Annotated in this window: 20 protein-coding genes; 7 read left to right on the top strand and 13 right to left on the bottom strand. The window is 66.5% G+C overall.

Annotated elements, in window-relative coordinates:
* Positions 1 to 78: 78 nt before the first annotated feature.
* From F5544_RS38535 to F5544_RS38525, 3 genes are all read right to left on the bottom strand, one after another.
* Complete coding sequence (locus F5544_RS38535; protein WP_167477712.1) at positions 79 to 2409, bottom strand: carbon starvation CstA family protein; 2331 nt, start codon at positions 2407 to 2409, stop codon at positions 79 to 81.
* Between the two features lie 434 nt (positions 2410 to 2843).
* Positions 2844 to 3257: a VOC family protein gene (locus tag F5544_RS38530; protein WP_167477711.1), complete on the bottom strand. Its 414-nt coding sequence runs from the start codon at positions 3255 to 3257 to the stop codon at positions 2844 to 2846.
* Between the two features lie 10 nt (positions 3258 to 3267).
* Positions 3268 to 4104, bottom strand: coding sequence for a helix-turn-helix domain-containing protein (locus F5544_RS38525; protein WP_167477710.1), 837 nt, complete (start codon positions 4102 to 4104; stop codon positions 3268 to 3270).
* A gap of 159 nt (positions 4105 to 4263) precedes the next feature.
* Between F5544_RS38525 and F5544_RS38520 the strand changes: the two genes are divergently transcribed.
* The 5 genes from F5544_RS38520 (at position 4264) to F5544_RS38500 (ending at position 9631) form a co-directional block, all read left to right on the top strand.
* Positions 4264 to 5187, top strand: coding sequence for a quinone oxidoreductase family protein (locus tag F5544_RS38520; protein WP_167477709.1), 924 nt, complete (start codon positions 4264 to 4266; stop codon positions 5185 to 5187).
* Positions 5188 to 5233: 46 nt separating this feature from the next.
* Positions 5234 to 6313, top strand: a complete 1080-nt coding sequence (ychF, locus tag F5544_RS38515) for a redox-regulated ATPase YchF (protein ID WP_167477708.1) — start codon at positions 5234 to 5236, stop codon at positions 6311 to 6313.
* A 147-nt stretch (positions 6314 to 6460) separates the two neighbouring features.
* Positions 6461 to 7108 (top strand): TetR/AcrR family transcriptional regulator, encoded by a 648-nt coding sequence (locus F5544_RS38510; protein ID WP_203217441.1) that lies wholly within the window; start codon positions 6461 to 6463, stop codon positions 7106 to 7108.
* A gap of 49 nt (positions 7109 to 7157) precedes the next feature.
* Positions 7158 to 8771, top strand: coding sequence for an FAD-dependent oxidoreductase (locus F5544_RS38505; RefSeq protein ID WP_167477707.1), 1614 nt, complete (start codon positions 7158 to 7160; stop codon positions 8769 to 8771).
* Between the two features lie 29 nt (positions 8772 to 8800).
* Positions 8801 to 9631 (top strand): SDR family oxidoreductase, encoded by an 831-nt coding sequence (locus F5544_RS38500; RefSeq protein WP_167477706.1) that lies wholly within the window; start codon positions 8801 to 8803, stop codon positions 9629 to 9631.
* A 363-nt stretch (positions 9632 to 9994) separates the two neighbouring features.
* Here the strand turns inward: F5544_RS38500 and F5544_RS38495 are convergent, their stop codons facing one another.
* The 7 genes from F5544_RS38495 to F5544_RS38465 form a co-directional block, all read right to left on the bottom strand.
* The gene (locus F5544_RS38495; RefSeq protein WP_167477705.1) at positions 9995 to 11140 is read right to left on the bottom strand and encodes an asparaginase; all 1146 of its coding nucleotides are present in this window, start codon (positions 11138 to 11140) and stop codon (positions 9995 to 9997) included.
* A gap of 174 nt (positions 11141 to 11314) precedes the next feature.
* Positions 11315 to 11824, bottom strand: a complete 510-nt coding sequence (locus tag F5544_RS38490) for an HAD domain-containing protein (protein ID WP_167477704.1) — start codon at positions 11822 to 11824, stop codon at positions 11315 to 11317.
* Positions 11825 to 11922: 98 nt separating this feature from the next.
* Positions 11923 to 12426, bottom strand: a complete 504-nt coding sequence (locus tag F5544_RS38485) for a hypothetical protein (RefSeq protein ID WP_167477703.1) — start codon at positions 12424 to 12426, stop codon at positions 11923 to 11925.
* Positions 12427 to 12451: 25 nt separating this feature from the next.
* Complete coding sequence (locus F5544_RS47690) at positions 12452 to 12628, bottom strand: carbohydrate-binding module family 14 protein (RefSeq protein WP_167477702.1); 177 nt, start codon at positions 12626 to 12628, stop codon at positions 12452 to 12454.
* 196 nt (positions 12629 to 12824) lie between these two features.
* On the bottom strand, positions 12825 to 13304 hold the full coding sequence (locus tag F5544_RS38475) for a hypothetical protein (protein WP_167477701.1): 480 nt from the start codon (positions 13302 to 13304) through the stop codon (positions 12825 to 12827).
* Positions 13305 to 13348: 44 nt separating this feature from the next.
* Entirely contained in the window at positions 13349 to 14539 is a 1191-nt protein-coding gene (locus tag F5544_RS38470; protein ID WP_238847533.1) for an FAD-dependent monooxygenase, read from the bottom strand.
* Between the two features lie 141 nt (positions 14540 to 14680).
* Positions 14681 to 15001, bottom strand: coding sequence for an EthD family reductase (locus tag F5544_RS38465; RefSeq protein WP_167477700.1), 321 nt, complete (start codon positions 14999 to 15001; stop codon positions 14681 to 14683).
* Positions 15002 to 15088: 87 nt separating this feature from the next.
* On the opposite strand from F5544_RS38465, the gene F5544_RS38460 reads away from it, so the two are divergent.
* Positions 15089 to 16033 carry an AraC family transcriptional regulator gene (locus F5544_RS38460; protein ID WP_167477699.1) on the top strand — a complete coding sequence of 315 codons (945 nt, stop codon included), beginning with the start codon at positions 15089 to 15091 and terminating at the stop codon, positions 16031 to 16033.
* Between the two features lie 141 nt (positions 16034 to 16174).
* On the opposite strand, the gene F5544_RS38455 is transcribed toward F5544_RS38460, so the two are convergent.
* Both F5544_RS38455 and acpM read right to left on the bottom strand, forming a co-directional pair.
* Positions 16175 to 16606 carry an SRPBCC family protein gene (locus F5544_RS38455; protein WP_167477698.1) on the bottom strand — a complete coding sequence of 144 codons (432 nt, stop codon included), beginning with the start codon at positions 16604 to 16606 and terminating at the stop codon, positions 16175 to 16177.
* A complete protein-coding gene (gene acpM, locus F5544_RS38450) occupies positions 16603 to 16908 on the bottom strand; it encodes a meromycolate extension acyl carrier protein AcpM (RefSeq protein WP_167477697.1) in 306 nt (101 codons plus the stop codon). The genes F5544_RS38455 and acpM overlap by 4 nt, the downstream gene beginning before the upstream one ends.
* 90 nt (positions 16909 to 16998) lie before the next feature.
* On the opposite strand from acpM, the gene F5544_RS38445 reads away from it, so the two are divergent.
* Complete coding sequence (locus tag F5544_RS38445) at positions 16999 to 17991, top strand: MerR family transcriptional regulator (protein ID WP_167477696.1); 993 nt, start codon at positions 16999 to 17001, stop codon at positions 17989 to 17991.
* Here the strand turns inward: F5544_RS38445 and F5544_RS38440 are convergent.
* Entirely contained in the window at positions 17925 to 19682 is a 1758-nt protein-coding gene (locus F5544_RS38440) for a YncE family protein (RefSeq protein ID WP_167477695.1), read from the bottom strand. The genes F5544_RS38445 and F5544_RS38440 overlap by 67 nt on opposite strands.
* Positions 19683 to 19738 lie beyond the last annotated feature (56 nt).

Genomic DNA, 19738 nt, shown 5'->3' with positions numbered 1-19738 from the left:
CCGCCCTGCGGCACAAGGGATTCGGCCGACCCGTCGCCGGGCCGCCGCGTCCCACGGAATCCTTGCACGATGCGATGCCTATTCCGCGTGCGCATGTGCCGCGCCGGACGCGCGGACCTTGCCCGCGGCGACCAGCTCATCCCACTGCTTCTGCACTTCCTTCTCGGCCGGGGAGGCGAAGAATCCCCTCGGCCCGAAGATCTTCGACGGCACCTCCGGCGTCTCGGTGGTCGTGCCGCCGCCCGACCGCCAGGCCCGCAGCGAGACGAGGACGCCGACGATCGCGACGATCAGCACCAGCACCGCGAAGATGATCGAGAGCGTGCCCTGGATATAGGTGTTGCGGATGATCTTGCCCATATCCGAGATCTGCTGGTTCATCCCGGCCAGATCCTTTGCGGGCGCGAGGATCTTGCCCGCGTCCTTGGCCGCGATGAACGTGTCGCGCTTGTCGATGGTCTGGGAGTGCAGCGTCCAGTAGCCGATCTTCGGATCGCCGGAGAAGATCTTCTGCCACGAGGCGGTCATCGTCACGAGCAGATCCCAGAACAGCGGAATCGCCGGAATCCAAGCCCATTTCACCAGGCCCTTCTTCACGATGATGACCATGACGACGGTCAGCGCGATCGCGGCGAGCAGCTGATTCGCGATACCGAAGAGCGGGTAGAGCGTGTAGATGCCGCCGAGTGGATCGGTGACGCCCATCAGCAGCACCGAACCCCAAAGCGCCACAACGATTGCCGAGCACAGCCAGGCGCCGGGACGCCACGACGGATCCTTGAACTTCTTGGCCGCGCCGCCGAGATTGCCCAGCGAATCCGAGAGCATGAATCGGGCGACGCGGGTGCCCGCATCGATGGTGGTGAGGATGAACAGCGCCTCGAACATGATCGCGAAGTGGTACCAGAACGGCTTCAGTGCCGATCCGCCGAGGAATCCCTGCAGCACCTGGGCCATGCCGACGGCCAGCGTCGGCGCGCCGCCGGACCTGCCCTGCAGTGACGTTTCGTTGTAGGCGTGCGCCGCGTCGGTCAGCTCGGCGCCGGTGACCGGGGGGCCGGCCAACCCCATCGCGTTGACCTTGGCGGCGGCCGCGTCGGAGGGCAGGCCGGCCAGGCCCGCGGTGTTCATCGCGAAGTACAGGTGCTGATCGATGACGCTGGCCGCGATCATCGCCATCACCGCGACGAACGATTCCATGAGCATGCCGCCGTAGCCGATCATCCTGGCCTGCGACTGCTTTTCGAGCAGTTTGGGTGTGGTGCCGGAGGAGACGAGTGAGTGGAAGCCCGACAGTGCACCGCAGGCGATGGTGATGAACAGGAATGGGAACAGGCTGCCCGCGAAGGAGGGCCCGTTGCTGTTGCTCGCGAACTGCGACACCGCGGGGGCCTTCAACACCGGCATGGTGACCAGCACGCCGATGGCGAGCAGGGTGATGGTGCCGATCTTCATGAAGGTGGACAGGTAGTCGCGCGGGGCCAGCAGCAGCCACACCGGCAGCACCGATGCGACGAAGCCGTAGATGATCAGCATCCAGGCGATGGTGGTGCCGGACAGCGTGAAAAGGTCACGGCCCCAGCCGGATCCGGCGACCCAGTTGCCGGAGATGATGGCGAACAGCAGCAGGACGAAGCCGATGAGCGAGACCTCGCCGACCTTGCCGGGCCGGAAGAATCGCAGATACAAACCCATCAACAGCGCGATGGGCACGGTCATCGAGATCGAGAAGACGCCCCACGGGCTGCCGCCGTGCAACTGCCCGTCGGCGCCCTTGGTCGCGGCCAGCGCGTTCACCACGACGATGCCGAGCACCGCGAGCAGGATCATCATGATCACCAGCACCGCGATGATCGCGGCGGCACCGCCGACGACGCCGAGTTCCTCGCGGGCCATCTGCCCGAGCGAGCGGCCGCGGCGCCGACTGGATGCCCAGAGCACGAGGTAGTCCTGGACCGCGCCGGCGAGTACGACGCCGACGATGATCCAGATGGTGCCGGGCAGGTAACCCATTTGCGCGGCGAGTACGGGTCCGACGAGCGGGCCCGCGCCCGCGATGGCGGCGAAGTGGTGGCCGAACAGGACCCGTCGGTCCATCGGCATGTAGTCCTTGCCGTTCTCCAGTTCCTCTGCGGGAGTGGCGATATCGTCGCGCGGCTTGGTGATCCGGTATTCGATGATCCGGGCGTAGAACTGGTAGGCGAGCACATAGGTGCAGATCGCCGCGACCACGATCCATACCGCGTTGACGTTTTCGCCCCTGGCGATGGCCAGCACGGCCCACGCGATGGCGCCGATAACGCCGATTGCGAGGAAGATGCCCTTCTTCGCCGGCGTAAGGGTCGAACGGTCCACGACACCAACGGGAGGTAGGTCGGGATCTGTTCGGAGGTATTCGATGGTCGCCATGCGAACTACTCTCCCGGGAAATCGAACTGGTGTTGCTTAAACGTTGACAACGTATCCGAACAGGGGGCCGGATATGTCGGACTTAGTGAAGTCTGAACATTGCGAATCCGTATTACGGCGCCACGCTTGTCGTTTCCTACGAGCGGGCCGCCCTGGGCACGGGCCGGTTTCGGATGCGGGTACGGGTGGCCCGCCTGCGGGGATCCGGCGACCGTTGTTCTCGGCCCCGGCATCCGCTGCTGCGAGGTGACGTGTCCGCTCGCATCGTGTGTTGCCACCCGTATGCTGCCATGCCGGTTCCGGTCGGTGTCAATTCTTGTCACCGACCGGCGCGGTGCCGGAGCCCTGTTGTCTATTCGTCAATTCAAACGCACGACCGTTCGTGTGTCCAGAGTCGCGTTTCGAGAGAGCAAGGGGGACAGCAGGTTACGGGGTCACTCGCCCGCGTAGGTGCCGAAACTCCAGAGGTTGCCCTCCGGGTCGCGCACGCTGAACCCGCGCGAGCCGTAATCCTCGTCGCGCAATCCGCGCACGATCTCCACGCCGACGGCGGTGGCCCGCTCGAACAGCGCATCCGGGTCGTCGCAGACGATGTAGACGTTGTCGGTGCCCGCCTCGGTCCGGCAGAACGGGGTGCCCGCCCGGTCGGTCGAGGCGAACATGATGCCGCCGCCGAGCGGCCAGCGCAGCTCGCCGTGCTCGACGATCGACGGATCGCCCTCGCGGGTGTACAGCCCGGCTTGTTCGAAACCGAATGCCTTGACCAGGTATTCGACCATGGCATGTGCGTCGCGGAAGGCCAGGCACGGCCAGACGGCGGTGCGCGGCGTTGTCGTTTGATTCGTCATGCGCCAAGCATCAATCGAGCCGACCCGGCGCGTCTTGGACGGATGGAATCTCCCCGGCCAGCCAGGCGGTCGGGGAGCAGCCGACCAGATCGGCGAAATCGCGGTTCAGATGGGCCTGGTCGTAGTAGCCGCAGCTGGCGGCGACCTCGGCGATGCTGACATATGGCGGCACCCGCTGAATCATCCGCCGCGCCTTGTCGAAGCGGGTGATCCGCGCGGCCAGCTTGGGCCCGAGGCCGAATTCGGCGGCGAACCGGCGCGTGAGATGCTGTCGGCTCCAACCGATTTCGTCGGCGAGCTGGGTGACGGTCGCCGCGCCGCCGGTGCGCACGATGCTGCGCCACGCCCAGGTGAGCTCCGGCGTGACGGTCCGGTCTGGATCGGCCAGCGCGGTCAGCACGCGATCGCAGATGGCGAAGCGTTGCGCCCAGCTCGTCGTCCCCTGCAATTCCTCCCACAACCGCATGCCCACCGGGCCCGCGACCTCGGAACACTCCATCGAGGTATCCCACAGTTCGCTCGCGGGCAGGCCGAACAGCGTCCGGCAGCCCAGCGGCGTCAGCGAGATCGACACCCCCTCCTGATGCCCGGTGTGCGCGATGGTGGCGGCCGAGGCCTGCAAGCCGCCGAGCACACACCGGTAGTCGTCCGGTGCTTGATCCGGCTTCGTCTGCGCGACGACGTCGATGGCCGGTCCGATGGACGCGATGAAGGTCATATGCGGCGACGGCAGCCCGCGATGCAGCCCTGCGGCGAATCCGGTCATCCGGTAGCCGCGGTAGCTGTCGATGAACCCGGCGAGTGCGGGTGCGGGCGCGGCGAGCACCGTTTCCGAGGTCGGCGCCATGGCAGCAACGCTACGCCCTCACGCGGCGCCCGCAACCGGGTCACCGGGTTGTCGCTGGTTAAACCGGGTGGTGAGGAATCCCACTCGGGTCGTCGCGGATGCCGGGCGATGTCGTTGCGCGCGTTACCGTTACGCCTTCGCATGGTTTTTGGAGGTGTGATGCGGCGGGTTCAGTACGAGCGCAGCGGCGGTCCCGAGGTGCTGGAGTCGGTCTCGGTGGAGGTGCCGACGCCGGGGCCGGGTGAACTCCTGATCCGGGTCGAGGCGATCGGGGTGACCCTGCCGGTGGTGCGGAAGGTGCGCGAACAGCGCGAGCCGATCGCGCTCGGCGGTGAGGTCGCCGGTGAGATCGTCGCGGTCGGTGAGGGCGTCACCGAATACGCGCCCGGATATCGGGTCACCGGACTGGTCTTCGGGCACGGTTACGCCGATTACGCCCTGCTCGCCGAGGCCATGGCCTCGCCGATCCCGGACGGCGCTTCGGCGGTGGACGCGGTCGCGCTGGTGCGCAGCGGACTGGTCGCACGCGGCGCCTTGGAGGCGGCGAATCCGAAGGACGGTGAGTCCGCGCTGATCACCGCCGCCGCCAGCGGTGTCGGACACCTCGCGCTGCAACTGGCTCGGATCCGCGGGGCCGGGCGGGTCGTCGCGGCCGTCTCGGATCCGAGCAAGGCCGAATTCGTGCGCGGATTGGGCGCCGACGAAGTGGTCGAATACCAGCAGGAATCGTGGGGGACGCCATCGGATTACGCGCTCGACGCGGTCGGCGGCGAACTGCTCGGCCCGGTGCTCGCGGCGCTGGCGCCCGGCGGACGGCTCGTCGCATACAGCTCGGGCGGCGGCGTCATCCAGGCATACGACCTGCTGGTGGGCGGCAAATCGGCGATCGGTTTCCAGATGGCGCGGATCGCGACGGGGCAGCCCGCACTGTACGAGCAGTGGCGGCAGGAACTTTGGCAGTTCTATGCCGCGCGGCAGCTGAAGCCCGCGGTGCACGCCGAATTCGCTTTGGCGGATGCGGCGAAGGCGCATGAGGTGATCGAGTCGCGCGGCAACCTGGGCAAGGTTGTGCTCATTCCCTGAGTGCGCTGGTCGGGCGATCGGGTGCGCCGCGTAGACTCTCCTTCTCGTGAGTCTGACCCTCGGAATCGTCGGCCTGCCCAACGTCGGAAAGTCGACGCTGTTCAACGCGCTGACCAAAAACGACGTGCTGGCCGCGAACTACCCGTTCGCGACCATCGAGCCGAACGTCGGCGTGGTCCCGCTGCCCGATCCGCGGCTGGACAAGCTGGCCGAGATCTTCGGTTCCGAGCGGATCGTGCCCGCCACGGTGTCCTTCGTCGATATCGCGGGCATCGTGAAGGGCGCGTCCGAGGGCGCGGGCCTCGGCAACAAATTCCTCGCCAACATCCGCGAGGCCGACGCCATCTGCCAGGTGGTGCGGGTCTTCGCCGACGGTGACGTGATCCACGTCGACGGCCGGGTCGACCCGGCCGCCGACATCGAGGTGATCGAGACCGAGCTGATCCTCGCCGACCTGCAGACCCTGGAAAAGGCGGTCGTGCGGTTGGAGAAGGAGGCGAAGGTCAAGAAGGACCGCAAGCCGGTCGCCGACGCCGCCAAGGCCGCGCAGGAGATCCTGAACGGCGGCAAAACCCTCTTCGCCGCCCGCGATCAGGTGGATGGTGAACTGCTGAAAGAACTTTCGCTGCTCACCACCAAACCGTTCCTGTACGTCTTCAACGCCGACGAATCGGTGCTGTCCGATGAGGCGAAGGTCGCCGAGCTGAAAGCCAGTGTGGCCCCGGCAGATTCGGTCTTCCTCGATGCCAAGGTGGAGGCCGAGTTGCTCGAGTTGGACGCCGAATCCGCCGCCGAGCTCCTGGAATCCATCGGTCAGACCGAACCGGGCCTGCATGCGCTCGCCCGCGCCGGATTCCACACCCTCGGCCTACAGACCTACCTCACCGCCGGCCCGAAAGAGGCCCGCGCCTGGACAATTCACCAGGGCGACACCGCCCCCAAAGCCGCGGGCGTCATCCACTCCGACTTCGAACGCGGCTTCATCAAAGCCGAAATCGTCGCCTTCGACGACCTCGTCGCCGCAGGCTCCATGTCCGCCGCCAAATCCGCGGGCAAGGTGCGCATGGAAGGCAAGGACTACGTCATGGCGGACGGCGACGTAGTCGAATTCCGTTTTAACGTATAGGAATTCGGGTCTGCCGAGCCCCATCCGGTGTCCGGGTGGGGCTCGGTCGTTTGCCGCCGCGGCGCATTGGTCGGTCCGGTCCGCGCGGTATGCGGTGCGCGTTCGGGGGCATGACCGTCTTGTCAGTGGCGGTGACAGACTGTGCTGATGACTGACTCGATGCGGCGCCGGGGTCGGCCGGCCAGACTGTCCCGCGAGGCGGTTGTCGCGGCCGCGGAACAGATCGTGGAGTCCGAAGGTATCGAGGCGTTGACCATGCGCCGGGTCGCGGATCGGCTGTCGAGCTCTCCCACGGCGATCTACCGGCACGTGCGTGACAAGGACGAGATGCTGCTGGCGCTGCTGGACGACGTTGCGGGTGAGCTCGGGCGGCCCGATCTACCCGAAGACCCGCGGCAGCGACTAGTGGTGTTATGGCGGCTGCTGTACGACACCCTTGCCGCGCGACCCTGGGTGGTGGGTGTCCTGGTCGGCGGAGATCTTGCCAGTCGGGCGATCTTGTGGGTGGTCGAGGAGATCTTGCGGGCATTCTTGGCCTGCGGTCTGGACCACGAGCAGGCGGCGTCCGCATACCGCGCGGTGTGGCAGTTCACGGTCGGTGTCCTCACCATCCGGAGCGGGTCCGATCGAGCCCGCTCCGACCCGAATCAGCCCGGTCAGGTGCGCATGATCATGGAAGCCGATTCGGAACTGACCCCTACGATCGCCGCGCTGGCATCCGACTGGCCGCATCCCTGGGAGAACTACGACTACGGACTCACCGCGTTACTCGATGGTGTGATCGCACGATCTTGACACTCCACACCTATTTGTTAACGTGTTAACAAATAGGTGTGGAGGGCTCATGGAAGACGTGGATGTTGTGGTGATCGGTTCGGGCGCAGCTGGTTTGGCTGCCGCGCTCGCGGCCGCGGATGGTGGCGCCGAGGTTGTGGTACTGGAGGCGTCCGCACGGTGGGGCGGCTCGACGGCGGTCTCGGGTGGGCAGATCTGGGCGCCGGCCAACCATCGAATGCGTGAGGCCGGCTGCCCCGACTCCGCCGAGAATGCCCTGACCTATTGCCGCGCCGCGGCCCCCGGGCGTCCGGACGACCTGATCGAGACGTTCGTGCGGGCGGTGCCGGAGACGGTGCGATTTCTCGAGGAACGCACCCCGATCGAATTGTCGGTGGTCACGGCATATCCGGACACTTTCGTCGAGCTGCCGGGCGGCCATTCGTCCCGCCATCTCGAGGTTCGCCCGGTGGCTGTCGGCGACCTCGGCGTAATCGACGAACTGGTCTGGCCGGCACCGCTTTTCGCACCGGTACTCACCAATCAAGAGGTATTCGAACACAGCCTCTTCGCCGGCGGGCCGCCACCGCTGGAACTGATCGCGCAACGCAGCTCGGCCGAGGTGGTGACCCTGGGCGCGGGCTTGATCATCGGGCTGCTCCACGGCTGCCGTGCCATGGGTGTCGGCCTGGTGCGCGGATGCCGGGTGGTCGAATTGCTCCGCGCCGACAACGGCCGGATCGCGGGTGTGCGCGCCGAACAAGGTGGTGCCGCCCGCACAGTGCGTGCCCGGCGCGGTGTCATCCTGGCCACCGGCGGATTCGAACACGACGCCGACCTGCGGTCGCGATTGCTGTCCGGGCCGCTCACACACCCGGTGACCCCGCCGGTGCAAAACGGTGACGGCCTGCGGTTGGCGGGACAGATCGGTGCGGCGATGGCGTACCCGGGTGAGTACTGGTCCTGGCCCGCATACCAGGTCCCCGGCACGGTCTGGCCCGACTCGGACGCGACACCGCAGGCACAATTGGTGCTGCCGGAACGGTTACTGCCGCACGTGCTCTGGGTCAACGCCGCCGGGCACCGGTTCGTCAACGAGTCCAGCCACAACTGCGCCGCCGCGTTCGCCGAACTCGACCCCAACACCCATCGGCTCAGGAACCTGCCGGCCTGGGCGATCGGCGATGCTCAGTTCCGTGCCAAGTACTCGGTCGCCGGGATCCCCGCGGGTGCGCAGGCACCGGACTGGCTGATCCAGGCAGACAACCTCCGCGACCTCGCCACCCGTCTCGGCATCGACCCGGACGCCTTGGCGAGCACCATCACCCGATTCAACAACATGGCCGCGACCGGTCACGACGAGGATTTCGGCCGCGGACGCTCCCGCTACGAGCATGCTTTCGGCGACCCGGCCGCGGCGCATCCGAACCTCGGCCCAGTAGGCGAGCCCCCGTTCTTCGCCCTCCCCGTACACCCGGGAGCAGTCGGTACCAAGGGCGGAGCCCGTATCGACCGGCATGCCCGCGTTCTCGATTGGACCGGACAAGCGATCCCCGGTCTCTACGCGGCGGGGAATGCGGCCGCGGCCGTCTTCGGGCCCGGCATCATCGCCGGGGGGCTCACGATCGCCTCCGCCCTCACCTGGGGCCGCATCGCCGGCCGCGACGCGGCACGAACCCACTGAACTACTTTCCGACGCACAGGAGTACACACATGTTTCTGATCACGGCAGCAACCGGAAACGTAGGCCGGGCCCTCGTGGATCGGCTCTACGCGGCAGGCGCCGACGTCAGAGCCGTCACTCGCAACCCCGCAGCCGCTGGCCTGCCGCCAGGCGTCGAGACGGTATCGGCGCCGGCCGGACAGTTCCCGCTCGACGGGGTCGCCACAGTATTCCTCAACGCCGCCGCGGTGCCCGGCACCGCCGAGCAGTTTCTGTCTCGAGCGGTGGCGCACGGTGTGCGGCGCATCGTGCTGCTGTCCTCCTCATCGGTGCTCGACGACCATCCCGACAATCACACCGGTACCGCACACCGGGAACTCGAACGCCACATCGAAAAGACCGGACTGGAATGGGTATTCCTCCGATCCGGTATGTTCGCCACCAACACCATGTGGTGGGCACCCCTGATTCGTACGCACGGCGTCGTTCGCGCCGCCTATGCCGAGGCTCGTATCGCTCCGATCCATGAGCAAGACCTGGCCGCCGCGGCGGCCGCCGCAATGTTGGAAGACAGTCTCGCCGGGACAGCGCCCGTGCTCACCGGACCCGAACTGATCAGCCAAGCCGGACAAGCGGAGTTGATCGGTGAAGCCCTCGGCCAACCGGTCCGGTTCGAAGAAGTCTCGCCCGCCATCGGTCACCGACTGCTGACCGAGCAGCACACCCCGTCCCACATCGCCGACTCACTGCTGCGGTACTACCACCGCGCCATCCTGCACCCGATCGAACCGACCCCTATTTCGACGATCCTGCCCTCGGAACAGCCACGCACCTATCGACAGTGGATCCACGACCACCGCGCGGACTTCGCCGCGCCGTAGCGCATGCCCGCGATCGACTACATCAACAACGCTCATCCGCCTTCGGGATCCGGCCAACCGGGCACGGCGGCCGACGCAACCAACTCGTCGGACCTACCTCACATCGGCATGTGCGTACGTTGGAAGACATTGTTGCCCAACCGATTCCGATGGTCTACCAACGCCCGCGCAGCGGTAGTCGAATTCCGTTTCAACGTATAGGAATTCGGGTCTGTCGAGCCCATCCGGTGTTCGGGTGGGGCTCGGTGCTTGCCGCTGCCGCGCATCGGCCGGTTCGGTCAGCGCGATCGGCGGCATGATCGAATGGTTATGGGCCGCAGCCGATCTCACTACCGACGGGGCAGCTTGCGGTCGAAGCGACTCTCAGAACTGCTCATTGCCGTAGCGGCGGAACCACTCGCTGATCTGATGGGTGTCGGCGGTTTTGGTGAGGGCGAGCAGCAGCAGGATGCGGGCCTTCTTCGGTGCCAGGTCGCCGGCGCTGATCACCCCGACTTTCGGGTCGACCGAGATCGCGCCGGCACCGTATCCGTTGGCAGCGACCACGGCGACCCCGTGGCCGGCGGCCGCGGTGGCCGCAGTCATCTGCCCGGGGGACGGGGTGCCCGCGAAGACGATTCCCTTGGCGCCGGCCCCCACATCAGCGGTGACAGGCTCGCCGGCGGCGGCGAGGTAGGCGGAGGCGATCTCGACGCGAGGCAGCGACTCGCGGGTGATGGTCGACAGGTCGAACGGGGTCTCCCATTTACCCGGGTCGCCGCAATCCTTGATCCGGGCGGGGGCGCGCTGCAGGCGCACTCCTGCCTCATCGATGGTGCCCAGGTCGCCGTATTCGCGGGTGGTGAAGGTGTTCAGGCGGGTGGAGTCGGTTTTGGTGGCGTCGCGGGCCGGGAAGATCTGGTCGTTGAGGGTGACGGTGGTGCCGAAACATTTCGTCCGCCCGCTGGCGCCCAGTCGGATCGCGTTGTACAGGTTGGGCGGCCCGTCGCTACCGATCGCGGTCCACGGTCGCATCGCCCCGGTGACGACCACCGGTTTGGTGCTGCGCACCGTGAGATCCAGGAAGTAGGCCAGCTCCTCCATGGTCGCGGTGCCGCTGCTCACGACCACCGCGTCGTGATCGGCGAGCCGCTGATCGATCAACCGGGCCAAGTCGTAGTAGTCGGCGAGGGTGTAATCGGTGGAGCCCCGATGACCGAACTCCTCCGTCGACACGTCGGCCACGTCGGCGACCTCCGGATGCAGTGAGCCGACCAGGTCCGAGATCGAGAGTTTGCCGGGCTCGTAGGTCTCGACGTTCGTGCGGCGATCCGATGCGCCCGCAATCGTTCCGCCCAGCCCGATCACCGCCACCGTGGGCTTCACGGGCTGGCCGGTGGGATCGGCGACGGCCACGCCGAGGCCGCCCACGGCCGAGCCCCCGAGGACGGCAGCCGACGCGAGGAGCGCGACGCTGCCACGAATGATCCTGTGGGCGTGGTTGTCTCGCAATTTTTTCGTTCGAGGCATGCCGATGACGGTAGGAGCCTGCGGCATTCACCGGGATCACTCTGGAGTCTGAGCGGAGACGATACCGCGGGGTGATGCATGGACTCCTGTCTGTCGACATTGCAGCGCGCTCGAGTTCGCCGGGCCAGCCGTGTGAGGTGGTTGCGGGTGCGCGGTTCAAGGAGGCTGTGGCGCTTATGGAGATGCCCGTAGCCAGTCGGTGAGGATTGTGAAGTCGGCGTCGAGAAGGCCGATGGCGCTGTCGATCCGATGGAGGAGGGCGGGTCCGGGATGGTTGCCGCGCACCCAAGTTCGATCCTGCTGCCTGATCTCATCATCGACCCAGACGAACGAACGTCCGGCGGCGACGGTAACCAAGGTCCTTGTTTTCCAATGCAATTCGTCATCGTAGTAGTCGCCGTCGGGGTGCTCGGGCAGAGTCACCACCGGTAGCGACGGCAGGCCGAGGATCGGGGCCACCACCCGGTTGGCGTCTTCGCCCCAGCCGGTGGCCCACATCAGCTCACAGTCCAGGGCCAGCAGTTGATCGCCGAGGCGTGGGGTCAGCCCGGACAAGGCGGGGTTCGACGGATGCTGCCATGCCGCCCAGTCTATTTCGCGGGCCGACGGCGCACCGGCGCTGCGCGGCAGCAATGTTCCGTCGACGTCGAGGAACAGTAGGCGACGATTCGAGCCGGCAGCCATGGAACCGATTCTGCGTGCTCGGCTCGCGCTGATCCAGTGTTGCGCCGCCCGCCTGTCGGCGAAGTTGGTTGAAATGTCATGTGCCCGAGGTGATGTAGCTACGGGTTCGAGGGACGAATCGACCGGCCGATTTCGCTCATTCCCTCGCCGGTTCCGAGGAACCACCAGCCCGACGGCGGGTCCGGAGGCAGCCGCCCGTCCAGGAGCGCGATGAACCCGTCGGCGACCTCGAGTATGCGGTTCAGCTGGACGCCTTCGGGGCGGCGTGCGTGGCCGTCCGATTCGGCGATGTCGTCCAGAATCAGCCACTGGCGCAGCCGATCCGGGGTCACATCGCCGACCTCCGATGCGGCGCGGCGGGCAGCCTCGGCGAATTCGCGGATCCGGTCGCGATGCTCTTGTGTGTCGAAGTCGATCGTGATGCCGTAATCGCTGATCGCGGCGGTAAGGCTCCACTGGTCACGCAAATCGGCAATCCAAGTGTCGTCTGCGCGAGACCGATCGCCGATCTGGTCGACCAGATAGGCAAGCCACACATCGAGCGCATCGTCCAGCGCCCAGAAGCCGCGACCGTCGATCTCGACGAACTTGGTCGCACTCATTCAAGGACTGCCGGGTTCGCCTGTGTCACATCGGGATACATGTGTCGGTGTCCGGGTCGTATCGGGTGCCCGGCGGGCAGCTTCTCTCGTATGCGATTTTCTCGGCTACGCATGTAATGAACTTCGTGGGGTCGCTCGGGTGAACGTAGTTGCCATCGGGCTTGCCAGAGCAGTCGTACCAGTCGATTACGTTGTCGGACATAGTGGATCTCCCATCACTGTGGGGATGTGGATCACCCCCATGAGAGCACACGACCGATCCGCTGCGCGGACGTTCCGGCCGGGCCGACAGTGCCCTGCTATCGGGTACGACCGCCAAAGCAGCGACGGGGACGAGTTGAGATCCGTTGACGACTACGGTGTTCATAGCCGGAGGACTGTGCCCGGCGGACGCGGGGTCAATGGCCGACTTCGGCGAGTGCCGCGTCGATACTGCTGGGGGCGAAGGGCTTCAGTGCGGTGACGGCGAAATCGCGCAGTTTCATCAGGGGGCCGCCCGTGTCGACGAGGGTCCATTCGTGGTGTGTGCGCGCCGTCATGGCCTGGTCGCCCGGGCCGATGCCCTGCCACGCGAAATCGATACTCGCGTAAACGGTTCCGGCGTCGCCGGCGCGGACGTGTAGTGCCGTGATGCGATGGCTGCTTGCCGAGACGGCTCCCGCGGTCTGCTCGTACCAGGCCGTGATGTCGGCACGGGTGGTGATCGTGCGGCCATCGGACAGCCGCATGGCGATGTGCTCGTCGAGTAGATCGAGCACGAGCCGCGCATCCTTGACGGGCGGCTCGATGAGCCACAGCCAGGTGTAGATGAACGCCCGCACGCGGTGTTCCAGCGCGGACTGCTCCAGCGCGTCACGCAGTTCGGATATCGCCGCCATGCGGTCATAGTAGATAGCTATCGGCTCGGCCGCGGGATCTGCGCCTATGGTTTGGCGGAGGAGGTGATCGGCGCTCCGGCAGGGGTCCCGGAGTCGGGCACCCCTGCGTAGTCGGGCAGTTCGACGCCGTTGATGGCGCGCTCGATCAACTCGGCGAACCACTCGGCGTCGAAATCCGCGCTCGGTTCGGGGGAAATGAGGCTGCGCACGTGCAACCGGCCGATCTCCTGATTGGCCTCGACGAACGGACGCATCCGAGTCTCGTACCGGGCGAACCCGATCTCCGGGTCCCATTCGGCGGCAGCCAGCTCTCCGGCCAGCAGATAGGCGCCGACCAGGGCCAGCCCGGTACCCCCTCCGGACATCGGTGACGAGCTGAACGCCGCGTCTCCGAGCAACGCCACCCGTCCGCTCGACCAACGGTCCATCGCCACCTGGGCGACCTGATCGAGGTAGAAGTCCGGAGTGTCGTCCAGGTGGGCGAGGATGCGCGGGGTCATCCAGCCCATCCCGGCCATCCGCTCGCGAAGCAGGCTCTTCTGAGCCGCGACGTCGCGGTAGTCGACGTCGAAGTCCCCCGAGGGGAAGGACAACATGGCCATCGCCCGGGTGGCATCCCGGATGGGTCGCAGGCCGGCCGAACGCCCGGAATCCTGATAGTCGAGCAGCCAGCCATCCAACCCGAACTCGTTGGGCACGCTGTAGAAGGCCAGCACGAGTCCGAGATGGCGGACGAACCGCTCGTGCGGCCCGAAGACCATCGCGCGCAGTGCCGAATGCAGTCCGTCCGCCCCGACCACCAGGTCGAAGCGCCGCCGGTCGCCGCTCGCGAAGACCACGTCGACTCCGTCCGCATCCTGGGTGAGCTCGGCGATCCGGTCGCCGAAGAGGTACTCGACTTCGTCGCGGGTGTCGTCATAGAGCACCTGGGACAGGTCTCCGCGCAGGATCTCGATCTCCGAGATGTACCCGTCGCCGCCGTTATCGTCCGCGCGATAGGTTTCCAGCACGTTCCCGTCGGCGTCCACGGTGTACGCGCCCGCGGTCTCGGTGCGCGCCGCGCGCACGGCCGCGTCCAATCCCATTCGCCGGATGACCTCCTTGGTCACCCCGCGCGCGTCCACCGCCTGCCCGCCGGGACGCAGCTCGGGGGCCCGCTCGACCACGGTCACTTCGGCTCCCCGCCGACGTAGCCAGTGGGCAAGCGCGGGCCCCGCAATGCTCGCCCCCGCCACCAACACCCTGATACCGCTCACCGCGCCTCCCGCTCACTGTCCGGATCTGCTGTCACCGACCGCTGTCGGTGTATCCAGACGTATCGACGATGGATCCATCCAGAATTCATCGGTGTGGCCGGGAGGATTCGCGTCGTCGGGTCAGAAGTCCTCGATGACTTCGGCGAATGCGATCGCAACCCCTCCGGTGGCGTGCTCCCGGGTGGCGGCGACAAGGGGGCCTGCCTCCGCGGCGGCGGCGCTTGCGGCCGCATAGTCGGCGAAGTACAGGTCCAGCAGTCGGTATGCCGGGGTCGGGCTGCCGTCCTCCTTGGGCCAGACCTTCGACGCCTGCAGCCGAGTCAGTCCGGGCAGCTTGCGTGCCAGCGTCAGCTGTTCCGGGTAAGCCGCTTCGAAGGCTTCCGGGTCGGTCGGGTTGGAGTAGATGAAGCTGATCTTCGTGGGATTACCTTGCTCCGCCATGGCTTACCTCTCGGTTGATCCTGTTTGATACCAGCGAGCGCACCCGCTCACGGTTGTCGACAGTAATTAGAGGAATGGGCAGCGACCATGACCGCTCCGCCGGGAAAACTTGCTGATCGTCCAGCGACGCAAGCTGATTCGCTCGGATCGCCACAGACACCCGGCGATCCGCCCGCGGTCGGCGACGACTTGCTCTCGGAACTGCTTCGATCCGTTCGACTGAGCGGCGAACGGATCGCCGAATACGCTCCGCCGCAGACCTTTTCGATCGGCTTCGCCGAATTCGGCAGCCTGCACATCATCGAGGAGGGTGAAGTCGAGCTCCGGGTCGACGGGCACCCACACGTCGAGTGCGTGAGCCGCGGCGATATGGTCCTGCTCCCGCGCGGCGACTCCCACCGCATCAGCAATCGAGCGATCACCGCCCCCGAGGAAACACGTTGGCTCTGTGGAACATTCACGATCGGCGACCCGCAGGCGAGCCATCTACTCGGGAGCCTGCCCGCCGTGGTCGTCCTCGGCGGCGCGGGAACCCCTGTGCCGGAAGGGCTCGAAGTCGCCCGCAGGATGCTCCTCATCGAAATGCGTTCGCCCTCACAGGGTTCGGCGGTCATGATCTCCCGCATCCTCGATCTGATGTTCATCCAGATCATGCGCACCTGGGCCGCGGGCGAGGACGCCGAACCGAACTGGCTGGCCGGTGCGTTCGACCCGCATCTAGGTCCATCCCTGAGCGCCATTCACCGGGACCCCAGCCATGACTGGACGGTCGAGGAACTCGCTCGAGCGTGCAACCTATCCCGGTCGGCATTCGCCGCCCGATTCACCGCCCGCGTCGGAACACCCCCGGCCACCTACCTCGCACACGTCCGCCTGGACGCCGCCACCGACCTGCTCCGCGACACCGCCCTCTCGATCCCACTCATCGCGGAGCGAGTCGGCTACACCTCGGAAGCGGCATTCAGCCGCGCGTTCAAGAACCGCTACCACATACCCCCCGCCCGCTGGCGCCGAGACATCCGACGTCACTGACGACCCGCATGCGCACGTGCGTCCTGGGTGCGTTGCTCCAAGGAGAACAGCTGCCTTCCGCACTATTCGGCGTCGGGACATGGTGGCCGACATGCATTCAGCGAAAGCAAAGTGGTGCCTTCGAAGGCCCGCACGGCACGGTCAGCGGTGGATGACCTCGCCGAGGCGCGGCAGGACGTGACGCTTCCAGCGCCGCTCCATCGCATTGCGCACCATCCGCTGTCGACGGTCTTCGATGTCGAAACCCGTCTGCGTCAACAGGAGTCGGGTGCCGCGGCCCTGTGGGCGGATCGTCCAATCGGCGATGCCGTCGAGCGGCGGATACGTCCAGGTGTAGGTCAGCCGCGCACCCGGCTCGGATATCAGTATCTCGCAGGCGATCTCGTCGTTCGGCGGGTCCGGGATGGTGAATCGGAACCGGGTGCCGACCGTCGCGGCGAATCCGGTCGGCCGAAGTAGCCACCGCGCCAACAGATCCGGCTCCGTCAACGCGCGCCAGACGGTGTCCGGTGGCTGCGGGAAGAAGCTGCCGAGTTCGATGGCGGCGGGATTCAACTGTGGATCGGCAATCAATTCGCCTGGCCCTCCTTGAATTTCGCCTCCATCTCCGCGGCGAGCTGGGGCTTCTCGGCCTCCATCCGCTGCACGTAGGCCACCGCGTCCGCGACGGTTCGCAGGCTCGCCATGTCCTCGTCGGGAACCCGCATGCCGTACTTGTCCTCCAGCTGTACCGCGATTTCCACCAGCGACAGCGAGTCGATGTCCAGATCCTCGACGAAGGACTTCTCGATCGTCACGTCCGCGGCGTCGATGCCGGTCACCTCCTCGACGATTTCCCCGATGGCGGCGACGATCTCTTCCTGCGTTGTTGCCACTAGGCACCCTTCCTCGGTGTGTGCCGCAACGGTGTGGTGCGGCGGTGCCAGTACGCTAAAAGCTCCACCGGGGTGGAGGTTCAACACGTTGTGACAGACAGCACACAGGCAAGCGCTCTGGTGAGCATCGGAGAATTGGCGCGTGCCACCGGGTTCGCGGTGCGCACGATCCGGTTCTACTGTGACGAAGGCATTCTGGAATCCCGGCGAAGCGCGGGCGGGCATCGAATGTTCGACGCCGAAAGCGCCATCGAGCGACTGTTGCTGGTCCGGCGGTTGCGCACACTCGGTCTGGGATTGGGCTCGATCACCGATGTGCTGCACGGGAACCGGTCGATCGCCGATGCCGTCTCCGCCGAAAGCGCCCGTCTCGATATCGAATTCAGATCACTGGGTTGGCGGCGGGCGGCGCTGCGGGCCGTCGAGGCGGCCGCTCCGGCGCAGCGGGCCGAGCGCCTCGCCCTGCTGGCCGCCGCGCAGGACGGCGATGCGGCACACGAGTGCCTGGTGCGGTTCTGGCGGCGCGTCCTCGCCCCGATACCGCGCCGCGAGATCGACATCTACGTGTACTGGAATGTCCCGGAGCCGCCCGCCGATCCGTCCGTCGACGAGGTGGTCGCATATGCCGAGCTGGCCGCGCTCGCCGCCAATCCGGATATGAAAAGAACTGTGCGACAACAACTCTGGCGGAACGAGCCGGAGCTGATCCGCGACCGCCTCGGACTGTACTCCGCCGTGAGCGAGGTGATGACCGATGTTGTCGCGCACGTGACCGAAGGTGTGCCGCCACACGGCGGCAGCGAACTGGATCGCTTCGTCGACGCGCATGCCAGCGCGCGCGGGGACCGCGACTCCCCGCATTTCCGGGAGCGATTGCTGCGCAACGCAACCGACACCGACCACCGTATCCATTGCTACTGGAAACTGACGGCGCGGTTCCTCGGCGCCCGGGTCACCGTGGGGCAGGCCCACAACTGGGTCTATGACGCACTGACCAACTCCAGCGCGTCAACGGATCAGCCGCACCGCACCGAGGCGCAGGGGTCGACGACGTACACGTACGAACGCAGCGGACGCACATAGACCTTGTGGGACACCGGATCTGCCGCGAGGCCCTCGGCGGAGCCGCCCATATCGATGGCGCTCGCGACGGCGCGGGTCGCGGTGTCGATCACGGTGAGGCGGGCGGTGCCGGAGGCGCCGGTTTCGGGTGCGTAGACCTTGCCGACGGCCGGATCGATTGCCAGCCAGAACACTTTGTGGCCGATGCCGATGGTCTTGACGTAGGCGCCGCCGGCGAGATCGATCACCACGATGCCGGTCTCCGATGACGCGAATGCGGTGTTCGTCCGCGGGTCGACGACCATCCGCTGTCCGCGGACGGGGGATTCGATCCGTTTCACCACGGATTTGGTGGTCGGGTCGACGATTTTCACATCGTCACCGCCGTAGAGGTACACCTGCCCGTTGTCGGGATTGATGGCGATGTCGATGCCGTGGCCCGGTGCCAGGACCCGGCCGTTGATCTGCAGTGTGGTGGGGTCGATGGTCGAGGCCACCACCCGCGCGCCGGTGGCTCGGTCCACGACATCACCATTGGCCTGACTGGTGTACACCTCATGGGTGACGGGATGGACCGCGATTTCTCGCGTGCTGTCCGGCGCCGTCGCGGTACCGACGACGGTGTTGGTCGTGGTGTCGATCTTCTTCAGCCCCAAACCATCCTGGTATTTCCCGCTGAGCACCCAGAGCGTGTGATTCTGCGGATCCACCGCCAGCGAGCGCGGTACGGAATCGATCTGCACCTGCGTAATGGTTTTCTTCGCAACGGTGTCGATGACGGACACCGTATTGCTGGAGGTGTCGGACGTGTACGCACGGTGATCGACCGGGTCGACGGCCGTGTAGCCGACGCCTTGTGAGCGACCGACGGCGATCTTCTCGAACGGTTCCTTCGGGCCCTGCTCCCCGCCGCCCCCGGAATCGATCATGGCGAGCCCGGTAACCACCGCGGCGACCAACACGACCACGCCGAGGGCGATCAGCAGCGTGAGCCGGACGGAGCTGCGGGATGCCGTATTCGCCTGCGCAACCCCCGATTGGGGACCGAGTGAGCCCGGATGTGTGACGAATTGTGCTGCCACAGACGCGGTTTCGCGTTGTACAGGATATCCGGCGTTTGGCGCGATTTCGTGGTGTGCAGGGTATCCGCCGTTCGGCGCGACTTCGTGGCGCGCCGGATATCCAACGGCGGGAACGGTTCCGAGTTGCGCCGAATATCCGGACACCGGAACGTTTTCCGGCGTCTCCGCGACCAGCCGGAGCCGATCGGGCGCGTATCCCGCCTCCGCCGCGGCCGCCACCAGCACCTGCGTCTGGGCCGCCGTCCACCGCTGTGGATGGGTCAGCACCAGTCCCGCGGGCAGCTGCCATCCGCATTCGGCCTGTGCCCGGTTGATCACGGCGCGCAGCACCGCCGCGACCACCACATGTACGGGCACCGCCGTACCGCCCAATTCGCAGACCGGCCGCCCATCATCGATCCACCGTTTCGGCTCGGCCACATACCGATTGGGATCCGCCACGCCGTATTCCCGCGCTATCGCGCCGACTTCGAGCCCCGTCGACGGCGACAGATACACACCCGACGGCATCGCCGCCGCCCGATCATTCAACCGCAGCGGCCACGAAGCACCATCAGCGCCGACCAACGCCGCCGAGGTCTCCACCACCCCGAAATCCACCCGCAGCCATACTGATTGGCTATTACCCAACGCGGCACCCCTCCCAGCAAACGATCAGCCGTGCCAGCATAGCCACCGAGACCCCC

Origin of the sequence: Nocardia arthritidis, from assembly GCF_011801145.1 — a bacterium.
Classification (GTDB): Bacteria; Actinomycetota; Actinomycetes; order Mycobacteriales; family Mycobacteriaceae; genus Nocardia; species Nocardia arthritidis_A.
The sequence above is the reverse complement of the archived record's forward strand: the minus strand, read 5'-3'. Positions and strand labels throughout refer to the sequence as shown.

What these genes read in the sequence shown, in the direction of transcription:
- F5544_RS38535 (WP_167477712.1), bottom strand. Translation starts at nt 2,409, where the DNA reads ATGGCGACCATCGAATACCTCCGAACAGATCCCGACCTACCTCCCGTT.
- F5544_RS38530 (WP_167477711.1), bottom strand. Translation starts at nt 3,257, where the DNA reads ATGACGAATCAAACGACAACGCCGCGCACCGCCGTCTGGCCGTGCCTG.
- F5544_RS38525 (WP_167477710.1), bottom strand. Translation starts at nt 4,104, where the DNA reads ATGGCGCCGACCTCGGAAACGGTGCTCGCCGCGCCCGCACCCGCACTC.
- F5544_RS38520 (WP_167477709.1), top strand. Translation starts at nt 4,264, where the DNA reads ATGCGGCGGGTTCAGTACGAGCGCAGCGGCGGTCCCGAGGTGCTGGAG.
- F5544_RS38510 (WP_203217441.1), top strand. Translation starts at nt 6,461, where the DNA reads ATGACTGACTCGATGCGGCGCCGGGGTCGGCCGGCCAGACTGTCCCGC.
- F5544_RS38505 (WP_167477707.1), top strand. Translation starts at nt 7,158, where the DNA reads ATGGAAGACGTGGATGTTGTGGTGATCGGTTCGGGCGCAGCTGGTTTG.
- F5544_RS38500 (WP_167477706.1), top strand. Translation starts at nt 8,801, where the DNA reads ATGTTTCTGATCACGGCAGCAACCGGAAACGTAGGCCGGGCCCTCGTG.
- F5544_RS38495 (WP_167477705.1), bottom strand. Translation starts at nt 11,140, where the DNA reads ATGCCTCGAACGAAAAAATTGCGAGACAACCACGCCCACAGGATCATT.
- F5544_RS38490 (WP_167477704.1), bottom strand. Translation starts at nt 11,824, where the DNA reads ATGGCTGCCGGCTCGAATCGTCGCCTACTGTTCCTCGACGTCGACGGA.
- F5544_RS38485 (WP_167477703.1), bottom strand. Translation starts at nt 12,426, where the DNA reads ATGAGTGCGACCAAGTTCGTCGAGATCGACGGTCGCGGCTTCTGGGCG.
- F5544_RS47690 (WP_167477702.1), bottom strand. Translation starts at nt 12,628, where the DNA reads ATGTCCGACAACGTAATCGACTGGTACGACTGCTCTGGCAAGCCCGAT.
- F5544_RS38475 (WP_167477701.1), bottom strand. Translation starts at nt 13,304, where the DNA reads ATGGCGGCGATATCCGAACTGCGTGACGCGCTGGAGCAGTCCGCGCTG.
- F5544_RS38465 (WP_167477700.1), bottom strand. Translation starts at nt 15,001, where the DNA reads ATGGCGGAGCAAGGTAATCCCACGAAGATCAGCTTCATCTACTCCAAC.
- F5544_RS38460 (WP_167477699.1), top strand. Translation starts at nt 15,089, where the DNA reads ATGACCGCTCCGCCGGGAAAACTTGCTGATCGTCCAGCGACGCAAGCT.